17 protein-coding genes are annotated in these 17,527 nt (G+C 65.1%); 11 read left to right on the top strand and 6 right to left on the bottom strand.

What is annotated here, in order from left to right; all coding sequences use genetic code 11:
* Positions 1–47: 47 nt before the first annotated feature.
* From DM374_RS12050 to DM374_RS12035, 4 genes are all read left to right on the top strand, one after another.
* Complete coding sequence (locus DM374_RS12050) at positions 48–1,097, top strand: ABC transporter substrate-binding protein (RefSeq protein WP_110970003.1); 1,050 nt, start codon at positions 48–50, stop codon at positions 1,095–1,097.
* Between the two features lie 18 nt (positions 1,098–1,115).
* Positions 1,116–2,333, top strand: coding sequence for an ABC transporter permease (locus DM374_RS12045; protein ID WP_110970002.1), 1,218 nt, complete (start codon positions 1,116–1,118; stop codon positions 2,331–2,333).
* On the top strand, positions 2,333–3,130 hold the full coding sequence (locus DM374_RS12040; RefSeq protein ID WP_371929280.1) for an ABC transporter permease: 798 nt from the start codon (positions 2,333–2,335) through the stop codon (positions 3,128–3,130). Before DM374_RS12045 ends, DM374_RS12040 begins: the two co-directional genes overlap by 1 nt.
* 280 nt (positions 3,131–3,410) lie before the next feature.
* Positions 3,411–4,628 (top strand): OprD family porin, encoded by a 1,218-nt coding sequence (locus DM374_RS12035; protein ID WP_177431547.1) that lies wholly within the window; start codon positions 3,411–3,413, stop codon positions 4,626–4,628.
* Between the two features lie 181 nt (positions 4,629–4,809).
* Here the strand turns inward: DM374_RS12035 and DM374_RS12030 are convergent, their stop codons facing one another.
* The 4 genes from DM374_RS12030 to DM374_RS12015 all read right to left on the bottom strand — a co-directional run bounded on the left by DM374_RS12030 (position 4,810) and on the right by DM374_RS12015 (position 10,221).
* Positions 4,810–5,610 (bottom strand): IclR family transcriptional regulator, encoded by an 801-nt coding sequence (locus DM374_RS12030; RefSeq protein ID WP_095158811.1) that lies wholly within the window; start codon positions 5,608–5,610, stop codon positions 4,810–4,812.
* Between the two features lie 74 nt (positions 5,611–5,684).
* Positions 5,685–7,025 (bottom strand): MFS transporter, encoded by a 1,341-nt coding sequence (locus tag DM374_RS12025; protein ID WP_110969999.1) that lies wholly within the window; start codon positions 7,023–7,025, stop codon positions 5,685–5,687.
* Between the two features lie 46 nt (positions 7,026–7,071).
* Positions 7,072–8,658: a GMC family oxidoreductase gene (locus DM374_RS12020; protein WP_110969998.1), complete on the bottom strand. Its 1,587-nt coding sequence runs from the start codon at positions 8,656–8,658 to the stop codon at positions 7,072–7,074.
* Positions 8,659–8,790: 132 nt separating this feature from the next.
* Entirely contained in the window at positions 8,791–10,221 is a 1,431-nt protein-coding gene (locus DM374_RS12015) for an NAD-dependent succinate-semialdehyde dehydrogenase (RefSeq protein ID WP_110969997.1), read from the bottom strand.
* Positions 10,222–10,410: 189 nt separating this feature from the next.
* Here DM374_RS12015 and DM374_RS12010 point away from each other — a divergent pair, with 189 nt between their 5' ends.
* Genes DM374_RS12010 through DM374_RS11995 form a run of 4 tightly spaced genes read left to right on the top strand, consistent with a single transcriptional unit; the run spans position 10,411 to position 13,588 of the window.
* Positions 10,411–10,803, top strand: a complete 393-nt coding sequence (locus DM374_RS12010; protein WP_110969996.1) for a cupin domain-containing protein — start codon at positions 10,411–10,413, stop codon at positions 10,801–10,803.
* The gene (locus tag DM374_RS12005; protein ID WP_110969995.1) at positions 10,800–11,567 is read left to right on the top strand and encodes an HpcH/HpaI aldolase family protein; all 768 of its coding nucleotides are present in this window, start codon (positions 10,800–10,802) and stop codon (positions 11,565–11,567) included. Before DM374_RS12010 ends, DM374_RS12005 begins: the two co-directional genes overlap by 4 nt.
* 33 nt (positions 11,568–11,600) lie before the next feature.
* Positions 11,601–12,533 (top strand): DUF6282 family protein, encoded by a 933-nt coding sequence (locus DM374_RS12000; RefSeq protein WP_110969994.1) that lies wholly within the window; start codon positions 11,601–11,603, stop codon positions 12,531–12,533.
* 11 nt (positions 12,534–12,544) lie between these two features.
* Complete coding sequence (locus DM374_RS11995; protein ID WP_110969993.1) at positions 12,545–13,588, top strand: beta/alpha barrel domain-containing protein; 1,044 nt, start codon at positions 12,545–12,547, stop codon at positions 13,586–13,588.
* Between the two features lie 201 nt (positions 13,589–13,789).
* On the opposite strand, the gene DM374_RS11990 is transcribed toward DM374_RS11995, so the two are convergent.
* Complete coding sequence (locus DM374_RS11990; RefSeq protein ID WP_110969992.1) at positions 13,790–14,977, bottom strand: NnrS family protein; 1,188 nt, start codon at positions 14,975–14,977, stop codon at positions 13,790–13,792.
* A 13-nt stretch (positions 14,978–14,990) separates the two neighbouring features.
* Entirely contained in the window at positions 14,991–15,434 is a 444-nt protein-coding gene (locus DM374_RS11985; protein ID WP_110969991.1) for a CopD family copper resistance protein, read from the bottom strand.
* A 166-nt stretch (positions 15,435–15,600) separates the two neighbouring features.
* Between DM374_RS11985 and DM374_RS11980 the strand changes: the two genes are divergently transcribed.
* From DM374_RS11980 to DM374_RS11970, 3 genes are all read left to right on the top strand, one after another.
* Positions 15,601–16,458 carry a hypothetical protein gene (locus DM374_RS11980; RefSeq protein WP_110969990.1) on the top strand — a complete coding sequence of 286 codons (858 nt, stop codon included), beginning with the start codon at positions 15,601–15,603 and terminating at the stop codon, positions 16,456–16,458.
* 98 nt (positions 16,459–16,556) lie between these two features.
* Positions 16,557–17,168: an NAD(P)H-binding protein gene (locus tag DM374_RS11975; RefSeq protein WP_110969989.1), complete on the top strand. Its 612-nt coding sequence runs from the start codon at positions 16,557–16,559 to the stop codon at positions 17,166–17,168.
* 4 nt (positions 17,169–17,172) lie between these two features.
* On the top strand, positions 17,173–17,526 hold the full coding sequence (locus DM374_RS11970) for a hypothetical protein (RefSeq protein ID WP_110969988.1): 354 nt from the start codon (positions 17,173–17,175) through the stop codon (positions 17,524–17,526).
* The last annotated feature ends 1 nt before the right edge of the window (position 17,527 follow it).

Below are 17,527 nucleotides of genomic sequence, written 5' to 3'. Positions count from 1 at the left end.
CTTTCACTGCCAACGAACAATCATTCCAAAAGGCTGGGAGTCACATCATGAATACACCCCGTACCGTCCGCAGCTTCACCCTTGCATTGTGCGGTCTGGCCCTGCTCGCCGGCACTGCGCAAGCCCGTGACCTGACCGTCGCCTCCTGGGGCGGCGCCTATCAGGATGTACAACGCAAGATCTTCTTCCAGCCCTACAGCCAGGCCAGCGGCAGCAAGGTGGTAGAAGACAGTTGGGAAGGCGGCATCGGCCTGCTGCGCACCCGCGCCGAAGGCGCCGACAGCGGTTGGGACCTGGTCCAGGTCGAGGCCGAAGACCTGCAACTGGGGTGCGGCGAAGGGCTGTTCGTCGCCCTGGACTACAAGCGCATCGGCGGCAAAGACAACTACATTCCCAGCGCGGTGAGCGAGTGCGGGGTCGGTAACGCGGTCTATAACTTCGTCCTCGGCTACGACACCAGCAAAGTCTCCCGCGCCCCCAACGGCTGGGCCGATTTCTTCGACACCAAGACCTTCCCCGGCAAGCGCGCCTTGCGCCAGGGCCCCAAGGGCAACCTGGAAATCGCTCTGATGGCCGACGGCGTCGCCCCCGCCGATGTCTACAAAACCCTCAACACGCCGGGCGGCGTGGAACGCGCCTTCAAGAAACTCGACAGCCTCAAGGGCCAGTTGCTGTTCTGGAAAGCCGGCGGCCAGCCCATGCAGTTGCTGGCCTCGGGCGAAGTCGCCATGACCACCTCGTACAACGGCCGGGTGACCAACGCCATCCGCCAGGACCACAAGCCGTTCGGGCTGGTCTGGAACCAGTCGCTGCAGACCATGGACAGTTGGGTGATCCTGGCCAACTCGCCCAACGTCGACCAGGCCTACGCCCTGCTCGACGTGATGGGTAAAGGCGAGCACCAGAAAGCCTGGCCGGCGCTGCAACCCACCGGCATCACCTCGGTTCAGGGCATTGCCGACACCGATCCCGCCGCCATGGTCGACTCGCCGAGCGCGCCGCAGAACAGCGCCAACGTGCTGGTGCTCAACGACGGCTTCTGGGTGGACCGTATCGACGAACTGAACGCCAAGTGGACCGCCTGGTCCGCCCGCTGATCCGATCGAGGATTCGACATGAGTGCAATCGCCCTCGACACCGCCCTGCCCGTGGTCGCGCGCAAGGACCGCGCCGCCCTGTGGCGGGCCTACGGCCTGCTGGCGCCGCTGGTGGTGTTTCTGCTGCTGACGTTCGTCGGCCCCATCGGCACGCTGTTGTGGCGGGCCGTCGCCGACGGCGAACTGCCGCAGGCCCTGCCGGCCACCGCGCAAGCCGTTGCCGACTGGGATGGCACCTCGGCGCCGGACGAGCGCCTGTTCAAGCCGCTGGTCGAAGACCTGCGCGCGGTCAGCCCGCGCGACCTCGCGGCGGCGGCCCGGCGCCTGGCCTACGAGGCACCGGCCTTGCGCGCCCTGCTGATGACCGCCAAGCGCGAAGCCGAGCGGCTGGATGGCAGCGCTGCATCACTCCAGGCCCTGGACCCGCGCTGGCTGGAAAACAGCACCTGGCAGACCTTCAAGCGCGCCGCCGGACCTGTCGGCAGCTATCACCTGTTGTCGGCGGTGGACGTCAAGTACGACTACCAGCAAGGGCTGGTGGCCAAGGATGAAGCCGGCCTGTACCGCTCGATTCTCGGCCGCACCTTCGGCATCGCCGCGATGACCACACTCTTCTGCGTGCTGCTGGCCTTCCCTCTGTGCGCCTTCCTCGACCGGCGCACGCCGCGCACCCGCAATGTGTTGCTGCTGATGATCCTGCTGCCGTTCTGGACCTCGATCCTGGTGCGCACCACCGCCTGGATGGTGCTGCTGCAGGACGAAGGCATCGTCAACGCGTTGCTGTTGCGCCTCGGCCTGATCGACAGCCCGGTGCACCTGCTCTACAACCGCTTCGGGGTGATCCTGGCGCTGGTCCATGTGATGTTGCCGTTCATGGTGTTCCCGCTGCTGGCGGCCATGGCCGGCTGCAACCGGCTGCTGGTCCAGGCTGCCTATTCGATGGGCGCACGGCCGTTGCGGGTGTTCTTCCAGGTCTACCTGCCGCAGGTGTTGCCGGGGCTGGCGGCGGGTGCGCTGATGGTGTTCATCGTCACCCTCGGCTTCTACATCACGCCCGCGCTGCTGGGCGGCCCGGCCGACCAGATGATCAGCTTCTACATCGCCCAGTTCACCACTGGCACCCTCAACTGGGGCCTGGCCTCGGCGCTGGGCCTGGTGCTGCTGGTGGCGACCACCCTGCTCTACCTGATCCAGGCCTGGCTGGCCCGCCGCGGCAGCGAAGGAGTGAACCGATGATTCGCAATCCCAATAGCGGGCCGCTGGCCTGGTTCGGCAACCTTGGCCTGTCCCTGAGCGGTTGGCTGGTGCTGGCGTTCCTGTTGCTGCCGATCCTGGTGGTGCTGCCACTCTCGTTCAGCGACAGCCGCTACATGTCGCTGCCCCTCGGGCAGTTCACCCTGCACTGGTACGAGGAGTTCTTCGCCTCGCCGCAATGGCTCGGCGCGCTGTTCAACAGCTTCGCCATCGCCCTGACCAGCACCGTGCTCGCGGTGGTGCTCGGCGGGCTGGCGGCGCTGGGGCTGCGTCACCCGGCGATGCCCGGCAAACGGGTGATCGAAGTGCTGCTGATCGCGCCGATGATCGTGCCCGCAGTCATCGTCGGGGTGGGCATGTACTTCGTGTTCTCCAGCGCGGGCATCACCCGCACCTTCGCCGGCCTGGTGCTGGCGCATACCACCCTGGCGGTGCCGTTCGTGGTGGTCAACGTCGGTTCGGCGCTGGGCGGCCTCAACCAGCGCCTGCTGTGGGCGGCGGCGAGCATGGGCGCGACGCCGTGGATGACCCTGCGCAAAGTGACCTTGCCGCTGATTTCGCCGGGGCTGATTTCCGGTGGGTTGTTCGCCTTCGCCACCTCCCTCGACGAGGTGGTGGTCACCCTGTTCCTCGCCGGCCCCGACCAACGCACCCTGCCTCGGGAGATGTTCACCACCGCCCGCGAAGCGCTGAGCCCGGTGCTGCTGTCGGCGGCGACGATCATGGTGGTGTTCGCCTCACTGCTGTTGCTGCTGTCGCGCTCCCTCACCCGTCGCTGACCGCGACTGCCACGGCCCCGGCCGCATGACCCGCAGTGCGGGTCGTGCGGTCGGGGCTTTCGCATGCCTGCGATTCCTGCCCTGAAGAAAAGCCGCAAGCACCGCTCAAGCGGCTTGACAGCACGCCGGCAGGATCAATAGCATCAGCCATCCAGAGAAACAGTGTTTCTATCAAAAGAACAAATAGCTGATTCTTCGGATACCCATGGTCACGCCCTTGAAGCCACGTCCTCGTTTCGCAACAGGGCTGTGACTCGCGCACCTGCATGGAAAAACAATAATGAAAATCAAAAACCTGCTTGCATTGGCTTGTGCTGTTCCGTTCACCGCCCAGGCCGACACGGGGGGCTTTGTCGAAGACGCACACCTGTCTATAAAAGCGCGCAACTTTTATATGAACCGCAACTTCCTCGATGACCGCACGGCGCAGAACTACTCCGAAGAATGGGCGCAGGGTTTCATCGCCACCTTCGAGTCGGGATTCACCCAGGGCACGGTCGGCTTCGGCGTCGACGCCATCGGCCTGCTCGGGATCAAGCTGGACACCGGCAATGGCCGCAAGGGCGGCGGCACCCTGCTGCTGGAGGAAGACAGCAACGGCGCCAAGGACAGCTATTCGAAAGGCGGCGCGGCGCTCAAGGCGCGGCTGTCGAAAACCGAACTGAAGGTCGGCGAGCAGTTAGTCAACCTGCCGGTGCTGGCCACCACCGACAACCGCCTGTTGCCCGAGACCACCCAAGGCTGGCTGCTGACCAGCAAGGAGCTGGACGGCCTGACGATGCATGCCGGCCACTTCACCGCCATGCGCAGCCGCGACCAGAGCGAGCACGACAGCGGCCGCCTGTCGTCGCTGGACCTGATTGGCGCGGACTACCAGCTCAACCGCAACCTCAACCTGCGCGCCTACCACTCGGATGTCGATGACTACTGGCGCAAGTACTACGTCGGCGCCACCGCCGTGCTGCCGCTGTCCGACGGCTACGCCTTCAAGCTCGACTTCAACGGCTACGATACCCGCAGCCAGGGTCAGGCCCGCGCTGGCGAACTGGACAACCGCATCTGGAGCCTGGCGGCCTCGCTGACGGCCGGCCCGCACGGGTTCCTGATCGCTCATCAACGGGTCAGCGGGACCGGCAACTACACCTACGGCGTGGACGGCAACAGCACGGTGTTCCTGGCCAACTCGGTGCAGTATTCGGACTTCAACTACGAGAACGAACGCTCGTGGCAAGCGCGCTACGACTTCAACTTCGCGGCGCTGGGTGTGCCGGGGCTGACCTTCATGACCCGTTATCTGCGTGGCACTGATTTCCATACGGCAAGGACCGACAACGGCCGCGCGTGGGAACGGGATATCGACGTGAAGTACGTGGTGCAGTCGGGTAGCGCGAAAGACCTGTCGTTCCGCGTACGGCAGGCGAGCTTCAGAAGCCCGGACCGGGGGGTGAATTTCAATGAGGTGCGGTTGATTACCGAGTATCCGTTGAATCTGTTCTGATCCTGCCGCAATAACCCTCAACAAAACCTGAAAACCTGAAAACCTGTAAACCCGTAGACCCGTAGACCCGAGCTTGCTCGCGATGGAGCGTCTAAGCAGCACATCGCGAGCAAGCTCGCTCCTACAGAGGGCGGGGCGGGGTTGGGGTTGGGGTTGGGCCCGGGGTTAGGTCTTTCCTCTGCTACAACCGCTGATACGTCCCCGCATGCAGCCGCTCGCTGATCTCCGCCGCCGCCGATTGCAACTCGCGCAGCATCGCCGCAGGCGGTGGTGACGGGATTGCCGCGCTCGGGCCCACAATGCCGATAGTCCCTACGATCTGATCGTTTTCCCTGAACAGCGGACAGCACAACGCATTGATACCCAGGGTCACTTCGCCGTCCGCATCGTCGTACAGACGCTGGCGGATCAGCTCCAGGCGCTGCGCCAGTTGCTCGGGGTCGTGCAGGGTGTTCGGGGTCAGTTGCGGCATCTTGCGGCGCATTACCCGTTGCTGGCTGGCGGCATCGGCGAAAGCCAGCACCGTGCGGCCCTGGGCCGAACAGTACGGCAGCACGCGGTTACCCGGCTTGACCGAGATGCACACGTTGGCCTTGGATTCGACGCACGACACCACCAGCGCGGTGTCATGGGTGGCGACCGCCAGCAAGGCCGTCTGGCCAGTGGCGTCGCGAATGCGGGTGAGATAGGGATCGGCGATGGCGCGCAGGTCGAACTGCTCGCCAGCGGCTTCGCCGTAGGCCACCAGCCGTGCGCCGAGCATGTATTTCTCGGTGGCCGGGTCCTGTTCGAGGATGCCCAACTGGCGCATCGATGCCAGGTGGCGGTAGGTGCGCGGCTTGGCAGTCTGCAGTTGCTGGGCCAGCTCCGTCACCCCCAGCGGGCGACGGGCAGCGGTGAGTTCATCGAGGAGACGAAAGACCATCTCCACCGATTCCAGCAGCGCCGGGCCGCTGCTGGGTTTTTCGTCTTCCTGGTCCAAGCGATCACCTCATGTCGAGCTGTGGAAAGCCCCGATTGTATCGCTCGACGAAACGCTTGTATTGCTCCACGACATCAGGCGTTGGCAGTTTTCGCCATGATCTGCGGTTGCCGCGCGCTGGGTGGTTTGACCGAGAACATCGCCCAGGCGCCCAGCACGGTCATCACCGCCAGCACATACAGGCCATATTCCAGGTGCCCGCTGCTCTGCTTGATCCAGCCCATCATGAACGGGCTGGCATAACCGCCGAGGTTACCCACGGTGGCGATCAACGCGATGCCCGCCGCAGCGGCGGTGCCGGTCAGCAGCACACCAGGCAGCGCCCAGAGCACGCAGAAACCCGCCAGCCCGCCCGACATCGCCAGGCTCAGGCCGGCCAGCGACAACACCGGCTGATCGTGGAAAAACGCCGCGATCGCCAAGCCCAGCGCGGACGCCAGGTTACACAGGGTGCCGTGCCAGCGCCGTTCGCGGGTGCGGTCCGAATGGCGGCTGACCCACAGCATGCACACCGACGCCACGGCGAACGGAATGGCCGCCACCAGACCGGTCTGCGCCAGGCTCTTGACCCCCAGGCTCTGGACGATCTGCGGCAACCAGAACGACACACCGTAAGTGCCGCACAGCAAAGCGAAGTTCACGTAGATCAGCAACCACAGGTCCTTGTTGACGAAGGCCGCGCGGAAATTGTGTCCGGCCCCCGCCTGCTCCTGCGCCTCGCGCTGCGCCGCAAGCTGCTTGACCACCCGCGCATTCTGTTCCGGCGTCAGCCAGTGCACCTTGCCGGGACGGTCATCCAGGTAGAAGAACACCACCACGCCGAGGATCACCGCCGGCATGCCCTCGATCAGGAACAGCCATTGCCAGCCGGCCATGCCGTGAACGCCGGCGAAGGTCTGCATGATCCAGCCCGACAGCGGGCTGCCGATCACCCCGGCCATGGCAATACCGAGGTTGAACCAGGCCATGCCCTGGGAACGGGCGTAGGACGGGAACCAGTACGTCATGTACAGCACCACCCCGGGGTAGAACCCGGCCTCGGCCATGCCCAGCAAAAAGCGCAGCACGTAGAACTGGTTGGGCGTGGTAACGAACAGCATCGACACCGAGAGAATGCCCCACACCACCATGATCCGGGCGATCCAGAAACGCGCCCCGACCCGCTGCAGCATCATGTTGCTGGGGATCTCGCACAGGCAGTAGCCGATGAAGAACACCCCGGCACCGAAACCGAAAGCCATGTCGCTGAGGCCGATATCCGCCGCCATCTGCAGCTTGGCGAAGCCGACGTTGACCCGGTCGAGAAACGCCACGATGTAAAGCACGAACAGAAACGGCAACAGACGCCAGGCAATGCGGTTGTAGAGGGTGCTGTCCTGCTCGTTGTCGAAGGTACTACGGGCTATGAGATTCATCGCTGCACTCTTGTAATTGTTGTATTGGCGAAGATTCGGTGACCGGTCAGCCGGCGGCGAGGATGAAGTCCGCGCAGCGCTCACCGATCATGATGCTGGGTGCGTTGGTATTGCCACTGACAATCGTCGGCATGATGGAAGCGTCGGCCACTCTCAGACCTTCCACGCCGTGCACTTTCAGGTCCGGACCGACCACGGCGCCGGGGTCCTGACCCATCCGGCAGGTGCCGGCCGGGTGGAACACGGTCTTGGCCACGGTGCGCACATAGTCCTCGAACACCGAGTCGGGCACACCGTCGTGGTCCGGCAGCAGCAGCATTTTTTCGACCACGCTGGCCAGCGCCGGCGAGCGCAGGATGCGCCGCGCCACTTTCACCCCGGCAACCATGGTGCGCATGTCCTCAGGGTCACTCAGGTAATTGGCATTGATCGCTACCTCCTGCATCGGGTCGGCGCTCTTCAGGCGCAGCCGGCCACGGGAGCGCGGACGCAGCGCGCACGGGTTGATGGAAATACCGTGGCCGCTGGGCGGCAGCCGGTCCATGTCGCCCACCAGCGCCGGCACGACGTGGAACTGCACGTCCGGCCGGCCGCAGCCAGTGGCATCGACGAACGCCCCGCTCTCCACCACGTTGGAACTGAGCAGGCCCCGCCGCGTGGCCAGGTACTTGAGCCCGTGACCGATCGCCCGCAGGCCGCGGTCATGCCCCAGCAGACTGGCCGGTTGGCGGGTCTGGGCGTAGACCGAGGCGCTGAGGTGGTCCTGGAAGTTCTCGCCGACGCCCGGCGCGTCGACGCGGGTATGGATGCCCAGCGACTGCAAATGCTCACCCGGGCCAATCCCCGACAGCATCAACAGCTTCGGCGAGGCGATCGCCCCGGCGCTGACGATCACTTCGGCGCGAGCCTTGAACTGCAGCTCGTTGCCCTGCTGCCCCGTGGCCCGCACGCCGACTACGCGCCGGCCCTCGAACAGCAGCTCGGTGACATGGGTGTTGCTCAGCACTTTGAGCCGCGGGTCATGCCGTAGCGGGCGCAGGTACGACACCGCAGAACTGGCGCGGCGGCCATCGGTGGTGGTGGTCTGGTAGAAGCCGGCGCCCTCCTGTTTCGCACCGTTAAAATCGTCGTTGGCCGGCACGCCCGCTTCCACCGCCGCCTGCACAAAGGCCTCGCTCAAGGCATGGCGGTGACGCGGATCGCTGACTTTCAGCGGACCGTCCTGACCGTGCAACTGGCCGCCCAGACGGGCATTGGCCTCGCAGCGGCGAAACACCGGCAGCACGTCCGCCCAGCCCCAGCCGGGGCAGCCGTTGGCTTGCCACTCGTCGTAGTCCTCGGCCTGGCCGCGGATATAGATCATCGCGTTGACCGAGCTACCGCCGCCGAGGGTGCGGCCCTGGGGGATGAAGACGCGACGCTGGTTGACGAAGGGTTCGGGTTCGGTGCGGTACATCCAGGTGCGCTGGGTGCCGTGGACACGAATGAAAGTGCCGGGGATATGGATATAGGGATGGTTGTCGGCGGGACCGGCTTCCAGCAGCAGCACCTGCTTGCCGGCCGCCGCCAGCCGCGCGCTGAGTGCACAGCCAGCCGAACCCGCTCCGATGACGATGTAGTCGAAACTCTGCATTGTTTTTATTCTCGACGCTGGCCCCTGTGGGAGCTGGCTTGCCAGCGATTGCGACCGTTATCGCTACGGTTCGGCGCCCCGACAAGCCAGCGCCCACAGGGCCTGTGTTAGTTCAGTGAGTGGTGTGCTGGCTCAGCCAATCTGGCTGACGAACTTGGTGGTGAAGTAGGCATCCAGGCCTTCACTGCCACCCTCACTGCCGTAACCGCTGTCCTTCACCCCGCCAAACGGCGTTTCCGGCGCCGCCAGGCCGAAGTGGTTGATCGACACCATCCCCGACTCCAACTCGTCGGCCAGCAGCGTGGCGCGCTGGATCGAGCGGGTGAAGGCAAACGCCGCCAAGCCGAATGGCAGGCTGTTGGCTTTCTCGATCACTTCATCAAGGCTGTCGAAACGCACGATCGAGGCGATCGGGCCGAAGGGCTCTTCGCTCATCACCCGGGCGTTTTCAGGTACGTCGGTCAGCACCGTGGCCGGATAGAAGAAGCCACCACCGTCGACCCCTTCGCCGCCCAGCACCAACTGCGCACCCACCGCGAGGGCGTCGTCCACGTATTCCTGCACCGCCGCCACCCGACGCGGGTTGGCCAGCGGGCCAAGCTGGCTGGACGGGTCGTGGCCATCGCCCATCTTCAAGCTGGCGCCGGCTCGACAGAAGGCAGCGACAAACTGCTCGTACACCGCCGACTGCACATAGAAGCGGGTCGGTGAGGCGCAGATCTGCCCGCCGTTGCGGAATTTCAAACCGGCGCCCAGCGCCGCAACGGCTTCGACATCGACGTCGTCGCAGACAATAAAGGGTGCGTGCCCGCCCAGTTCCAGGGTGCAACGCTTGAGGTACTGGCCGGACAACGCACCAAGGGCGCGACCGACCGGCACGGAACCGGTGAACGACACCTTGCGGATCACTTCGGAGCGGATCAGGTAGTCGGACACCTCCGCCGGCACGCCGAATACCAGGTTCAACACCCCGGCCGGTACGCCGGCATCCTGGAAGGCGCGGCACAGTTCAATGCATGAGGACGGCGTTTCTTCCGGGCCCTTGGCGATGATCGAACAGCCCGCCGCCAGCGCGCCGGCGATCTTGCGCACCAGTTGGCTGACCGGGAAGTTCCACGGGCTGAACGCCGCTACCGGACCGATCGGTTCGCGCAGCACGGTTTGTCGAACACCGCGAGCGCGCGGCGGAATCACCCGGCCATAGGCGCGACGGCCTTCTTCGGCGTACCAGTCGATATGGTCACCGGCACCGAAGGCTTCCATCTTGGCTTCTGCCAACGGCTTGCCCTGCTCCAGGGTGATCAGCGCGGCGATCTCGTCCGAGCGCTCGCGTACCAGATCGGCCGCCTTGCGCAGGACTTTCGAGCGCTCATAGGCCGAGGTCCTGCGCCACACCTGAAAGCCCCGCTGGGCGGCGGCCAGGGCGCGATCCAGATCGGCCGTCGAGGCCAGGCCGAGATGGGCGATCAGCTCGCCAGTGGCGGGGTTGAAGACATCCGCCTGGCGCTCGTGGGTGCCAGCCGACCACTGGCCGTCAATCAGAAGAGACTCGATTACACGCATCTGTGGATTCCTTGAGGCTAATATTTCTTACAAAGAAATGTTGTTCTTTTGAACGACACAATCCTAGAGCCGTTCAAAAGCCGCTGTCAAGGTTGAAAAAGGGGCTTGACCGCCTGGATACGGCAGGCGTAGGTTTATCTCACAGCGAAACACTGTTCCCCTAAAAGAAAACAAAAAGGAGATTCGCCGATGAGCCTCGCCCAGGCACTGCTGCATAACTGGAATGACCTGCCACGGGAAGTCGTGCGCAAGGGAGTGGAACGGGTGGCCTTTCGTGGCGACGACACGTTGTGCGTCATGAACTGGCTGAGTCCCGGCATGGATGTCTTCCCCCACAGCCACACCTTCGAACAACTCGTGATAATCGTTCAGGGCCGCGTGCGTTTTCACCTCGGCGACGAGGTGGTCGAAGGCGGTCCCGGCAGCATGATCCGCATCCCGCCGCACGTGGTGCATTACGCCGAACCGCTCGGCACTGAAGTGGTGATGAACCTGGATGTGTTCTCGCCGATCCGTGACGACTACCGCCACTTGATCGAATACCAGGCCGGCGAGTTCGCCGACGCAGCGGTCCCGGCATGAGCACCGCCACCTTCGCCACCCGGCTGCGCGCCGGCGAGCCGCTGCTCAGCAGTTTCATCAAGACACCCAGCCATGCGGTGGTGGAAATAGCCGGGGACGCCGGCCTCGACGCGGTGGTGCTCGATGCCGAACATGCGCCCTTCGATCAGGGCAGCCTCGACCTCGGCCTGCTGGCCTGTCGCGCAGCGTCCGTCAGTGGCCTGGTGCGGGTCGCCGACGCGCGTCCGGCGACCTTGCTGCAAGCCCTCGACCTCGGTGCCGACGGGCTGGTGCTGCCGCACATCATCGACGCCGGCCAGGCCCGGCAAATACTGCAAGGCACCCGCTATCGCGACGGCAACCGCGGTTTCTCCAATTCGCCCCGGGCCGGCGGCTACGGCCGCGCCAACCTGGCCGAACACCTCGCCGCCGAAGACGGCCGCCACGCGATCGTCGCCCAGATCGAAGACCGCGAAGCGCTGGACAACCTCGCCGCCATCGCCAGCGTCGAGCAAATCGATTGCCTGTTGGTCGGGCGCGCCGACCTCGCCGTGTCACTGGGCGCCGAGCGCCTCGACGACCCCCGGGTCGAAGCCGCCGTCAACCGCGTGCTCGACGCCGCCGCGCGCGCCGGCAAGGCCAGCGGCATCTTCGTCGCCGGCCTCGAAGACCTCGACCGCTTCGCCGCCTGCGGCGTGAGCTTTTTCATTCTCGGCTCGGACCAGGCGCTGCTGCGCGCCGGCTGGAGCCAGCACGCCCGACATTTCCGCGGTTCCGCTCACTGAGCCGCCACCTGACAAGAACAAAGAGGTTGCCCCATGAACGCCATTCTCACCCCCACCGCCAACGACGAACGCCAGGCCCGCATCAATGAGCTGCTGGTCGGCGCCATCGACCTGCACTGCCACAGCGGCCCGTCGGTGATGCCGCGCTATTGCGACCATATCGAAGCCATGCGCGAAGCCTCCGAAGCGGGCCTGAAAGCGGTGCTGCTCAAGGACCACTATTACAGCTGCACACCAGTCACCACCCTGCTCAACAAGCACTTCAGCGAACTGAACGTGCACATGCTGTCGGGGGTACCGCTGAACAACTCGGTGGGCGGCCTCAACGTCCACGCGGTGGAGCACGGCCTGAACCTCGGCGCCAAGCTGGTGTGGATGCCGACCTTCTCCTCGGCCAACCACATCGCCCATCACCACCAGGACGTGAAGTTCGTCGACAAATTCCCGCAGACCACCCAGCGCATGCTGCAGCCCATTCCGCTGACCGTGCTGGACGATGACGGCAAGCTCAAGGAAGAGGTCAAAGCCATCCTCGACCTGATCGCCGCCCAGGACGTGGTGCTCTCCGCCGGCCACCTGAACATCCGCGAGATCTGGCCGCTGTTCGAGGAAGCGCGCCACCGCGGGGTCAAGCGCCTGCTGGTCAACCACCCGACCTACGTGGTCGACGCCACCCTCGACGACATGCGCCAACTGGCCCGCGAAGGCGTGTTCATGGAGCACTCGATGTGCATGTGGGTGCCGGGTTCGAAGTTCAAATTCTATGACGACACCTTCCTGCGCGAAGTGATCGAGGCCGGCACCATCGAGCTCACCATCCTCGGCTCCGACCTCGGCCAGCAAGGCAACCCGAGCATCGCCGACGGTTTCCGCAACGTCATCGGCCAGCTTCTGGACCTGGAATACAGCGACGCCGACATCCGCAAAATGATCTCGGGCAACGCCGCCCGCCTGATGAACCTGTGAGTAGCGCGCCCATGACCCGACTGACCACCACCCTCGGCCAGCTCACCTTGAAAAACCCGGTGATCTGCGGCGCGGGTGAACAGACCATGACCGCCGCGGCGATCCGTGCCGCGCTGGACACCGGTGCCGGCGCGGTGGTGGCCAAGTCCACCAACGAATCTGCGGCGGCCAAGGCGCAACTGGACAAGACCGACTACGTGCTGCTCGACGCCCAGTGGAATCCCCTGCCCTGGGACTTCAATCCGCCGGCCGACGCCAGCCTGTTCGGCCGCTCGGGCCTGGTGCAGCGCGACTTCGGCGACTGGCTCGACGAACTGGTCCAGCTCGACCACTACGCCCGCACCCTCGACGCGTATGTGATCCCGAGCCTGATCCTCAGCGACCTGGAGCAATGCGCCGACTATGCCCGGCAGATCGAACAGGCCGGATTGCGGGTGCTGGAACTGAACATCGGTGCGCCCCACGGCGAAGAAGCGGCCAAGGGCGCGATCGTTCTGGAACGCGGTGCCGAGCGCATCGAAGCGATCGTCCGACGCATCCGCCAGGCGACCACCTTGCCGTTGTGGATCAAGCTCACCGGCCAGAGCGAAGACGTGGTTGGCCTGGCCCAGGCCGCGCGGCGTGGTGGCGCCGACAGCGTGGTGATGATGGGCCGTTTCATGGGCTTCTTGCCGGACCTGGACAGCGGCCTGCCGCTGCTCGGCACCAGCGCCGCGATTGGTGGTTCCTGGGCACTGCCGCTAACGGCGCGCTGGCTGATGCTGACCCGCAAGGCCATGGCCGACGACTACCCGCTGATCGCTACCAACGGCGCCCGCACCGGGCTGGACGTCGCGCGTTTCCTGCTGGCCGGCGCCAGCGCCACGGAAATGACCTCGGCGGTGTTTACCGGTGGCTATGGGGTGCTGGAAAAAGCCATCGCCGAACTGGATGACTACGTGGCCAGGCGCGGCTCGACCGTTGCGCAACTGCTGGGCAGCGCGGCCGATCAGGTGCAGACCTATCAACAACAAACCAGCCGGCCCGGCTGGTGGGAGCGGTTCGCCCCAAAGTGAGTGAGGGTTCCCGGCTGAGGCGGTTGGGTCGGGAGCTCACTGAGAGTTGGCGGATGTTGGCGCCTTGAGACCGAGCGTCACTGGCGGCCTCATCGCCGGCAAGCCGGCTCCCACAGGGTTGGTGGAGGCAGTTCAACCTGTGGGGGCAACTGTCTTTGAGGATTTTTTCAAACAATTCCTGCAGGCATGGCTACGCCAGCCCTACCCCGGATGCCCATCCACCTGCGCCCGCATCAACATTGGCCCATAACCCCAAACGAACAACCCAAACGCCAGCGCCCAGCACAATGCCGCCAGCCCCAACCCGGCATGGGTATTGAGCGGCACCAGGAAGACCCGGGCGAGCCCGGCGACATTCAACAGCACAAACGCCACACTCATCCCCGCCGGCGGCTGCAATGGCCGGCCGGTATGGCCAAGGCTGACCCGGGCGATCATCGCCAGGATCAGCCCGGCCATGGCACCCACCGTCAGGCAGTGCACTGCGAGGCTCGGATTCAGCGTCACGCCGAGATGCCACAGAGTCATGCTCAGGCACGCCAGCACCAGCCAGCCATACGCCAGGTGCAGCGACCAGAGCAGCGGCACCTGCCACAACCCGCGATCATGCCAGCGCAGCAGACGAATGCCGTGGCCCAGGGTCAACCCGGCGAACAGCAGGCCGAGCCACCACGACGGCGTCAACGCCGGCCCTGCGGCATACAGCAACGCCACCAGCGCCGAAACGCCGAGCAACAGCCAGTCCAGCCACGGCCAGGGCGCGACCGCCGCGGTGCGACCAAGGCCGCGCTGGGTGAAGAAGGGAATTACCCGGCCGCCGATCAGCCCCATCATCGCCGCCACCAGCCACAACCCGCCGAGCACGCCCTGGCGTTGCAAACCGTCGTCGCCGTTGAGCAACCCGGTCACGGCGATGGCATCCACCAACGTCAGCAGCAACAGCAACGCCACCACCGGGTAATTGCGCTGCTGCTTGACCCGCCACAGGCTGCGGCCCATCAGCAGCGCCAGCAGCAGTGGAAAGCCCAGCTCCAGCAAGGCCAGCAAAGGCAGCGGCAGATTGGCCAGCCAGGCGACCCGCCCCGCCAGCCACAACAAAGCCAGCGCCGCCAGCGGTTTGCCGCTCACCCCCGGCTGGCCGGTCCAGGTCTGCACGGCGGTGAGCAGAAAACCGGCGACGATTGCCAGACCGAAGCCGAACAGCAACTCGTGTCGGTGCCAGGCCAGCCAGCCGCCCGCCGGCTGCCAGTCGAGGCTGCCGCCCAGGGCGATCAGCCACAGCGGCACGGCAATCAGCGCCAGCAGACTGCCACCGAGGAAGAACGGGCGAAACGCCAGGCGCAGCAGCGGCGTGACAGCCAGCGCCTTGTTGCGGTCGATCACTTGCATCGCGGCCTCCGGCTTACCACGTCAGAAAGAACATGCTCTTCGCCAGCAGCACGATCACCAGCAAATGAGTGAAGACGCTGGCATGAATGAACGTCACTGCCCGCGCCGTCATGCGGCCACTGCGGAACAACCACAGTGCCGTGAGGAAGTGGCCGAGCACGCTGACGCCGGCAACGATCTTCAGCGCCAGCAAGGTGCCGAACGACGATTCCCACGGCGCCGCCAGCAACGGCAGATAACGTTCGCGGACCATCCCCACCCCAGCGCCGAACAACACCAGCAACACCCACGGCATCACTTGCCGGGCGCGCTGACCGATGGCGTGTTCGAGCATCATCATCAGCCGGTCGGGCAATTGCCGGCGAATGCTGCCGAGAAACAGCACCTCGAAGAACACGGTGCCGATAAAGATCAGCGCGGCAAACAGGTGCAGGGTCAACAGGTAGGGATAGGTCATGAAGGGGCCTCGTCGTGCGCGCCAGACTAGCGCGGCGCGGGCGCTGGCCGGTTGACGCCAGTCAAGGCCGCAGGAAAAGTGATCGCGCACCCTTATCGGCAGTCGCCACAGCCCGTCTATCCATGCACTATCGGCACTCCTTCCCTATTTCCGGCACGGTGTACACATGGCAGTGACCTACAAGATCGGTGGTTTGAACATCATCGCGATCAATGACATCGCGCCAGCGGGGCTGCAGAAACTCAGCGAGGCAATGCGCCAGGCGCGGCAGTTGGTCAAGAAGGCTACGGAAACCACAGTGATCGCCCTGCATGTGGTCAGGAGCGCGAGAGAAACCGGCTTCGACGCAGAAGAAGCCGTGAGCTTGCTGGAAACCAGCTTCTTCCGGCACCTGATCGTCCATTTCCGCCTGCAAGACCCAGAAGATATCTTCAAGGCCCTGGAAGGCCTGACCCAGAAGCTGCAGCGGCTGATGACCGGCCTGCTCTCCCCGGACCTGCGCCTGGCCGAATATGGTTATCACTGGTTCCGGCCAGCGAGTGCAGTCGCTTACGTACAGATGCCGCTGTCCCACGCGTTGTTCGGCGGCCCGTCGGTTCACGGCTGCCTGAACAAGGACCCTGCGGGCTATCACAACCCACATGATGTCAACATCCGCTTCAGCACCCTCGCGACGGTCGGCAATAACACCCTGACCAATACCCTGATCCACGAATGCACCCACAAGTACCTGGCGACCGATGACGTGTGCGTGTCCGGCCTGCCCTTTACCGTGCTGGCGGACTTCGAAGCGTTGTACCAGAACCTGGGCGCGCCGCCCCAATTGGGTCAGTTGGCGACGCTCACGCCCATCCAGGCGATCAATGAAGCCTACGTCATGACCAACTACATCCAGCACATGCCGGACGTCGACCTGCGTGCCGCGGCGGCGATCAAGACTGCGGAAATCCGCATTGACCAGACCATCGGTCCGCGTGACAGCAACCTGCGTATTTTCAATTCCATCGGCAACGACGACCTGTAGCCCTAGACCCCGCCGGGTGTCATGCGTCACACCGGCGGAACTCGAGCGATGGACGGCCTTCGATATGCATATCCGCCGTCCACCTTCGGGAGGCCCCCATGCACAACCTTGAAACCCCGCGCCTGAAACTGGGCGTGTTCCTGCCCCACGACAGCTTCGGCCAGGCGCTGATCGCCGCCGCGCTGCACCGCCAGCACGAAGTCACCGCCGTGCTCGACGACCTCAATCAACTGACCGCCCGCCCCGGCCTGCGCTGCAAGCTCGGCAGCCTCGATTCGGTGCCGACGGTGAACCGCGCCATCGCCGGCCTCGATGTGGTCTTTGCCTGCCTCGGCGGCGAGTTGCAGGACGACCTGCCGGTGCAATGCGGTCACCTGATCGACGGCGCCCTGAGCCTGGGCCGCGCCGGCGTGCCAAGGCTGCTCCTGATCGGTCACTGGCAATGGCTGGTGGACGCCGACACCGCCGATGACGAAGCCCTCGGCGCCGACCTGCGTCGCAGCCTGGAGGCCAGCGGCCTGGACTGGACGCTGGTGGAAGCGCCAGCGCTGATCGACGGCTTGCGGGTCGATGACTTCAGCGGCACAGCGGCCGCTGACAACCCCGAGGCACAGCGCGCCTTCGACTGCGCCGAAGCGCTGATGGACGAAGTGCGCCTCGGCCTGCACCGTCACCAATGCCTGCGTCTACGCGCCGGCAACGGAGGTTAATCCCATGTCCGGACCCGACGCGCTTAGCCAGACCTTCGGCACCGTGCTGCTGGCCATGGCCTTCAGCGCCTTCATCCTGTTCGTGCGCGGCTATCGCCCGGCGGGCGTCAACGGTCTCTGGTACGACCTGGTGCTGGGCTTCATCGCCTTGTGGCTGGCGCTGTGGCCGGAAGTGATCACCTGGGTTCAGGCCATGACCCTGGTCAGCGGGCTCGGCTTGTTGCTGCAGATCATCGCCACCGCGGCCGGCTGCATTCTCGGCGCGTTGCTGGCCAAGGCCCTGCGGCTGGTGCTGCTGGAACGGCGACGGCCGCGTCCATCCGCCAGCAAGACGAGCAACCGCCGCCCGCAACGCTGAC

The sequence above is a fragment of the Pseudomonas huaxiensis genome (genome assembly GCF_003231275.1).
In the GTDB taxonomy this organism is placed as follows: Bacteria; Pseudomonadota; Gammaproteobacteria; order Pseudomonadales; family Pseudomonadaceae; genus Aquipseudomonas; species Aquipseudomonas huaxiensis.
This window is presented reverse-complemented; position numbering and strand designations above follow the sequence as displayed.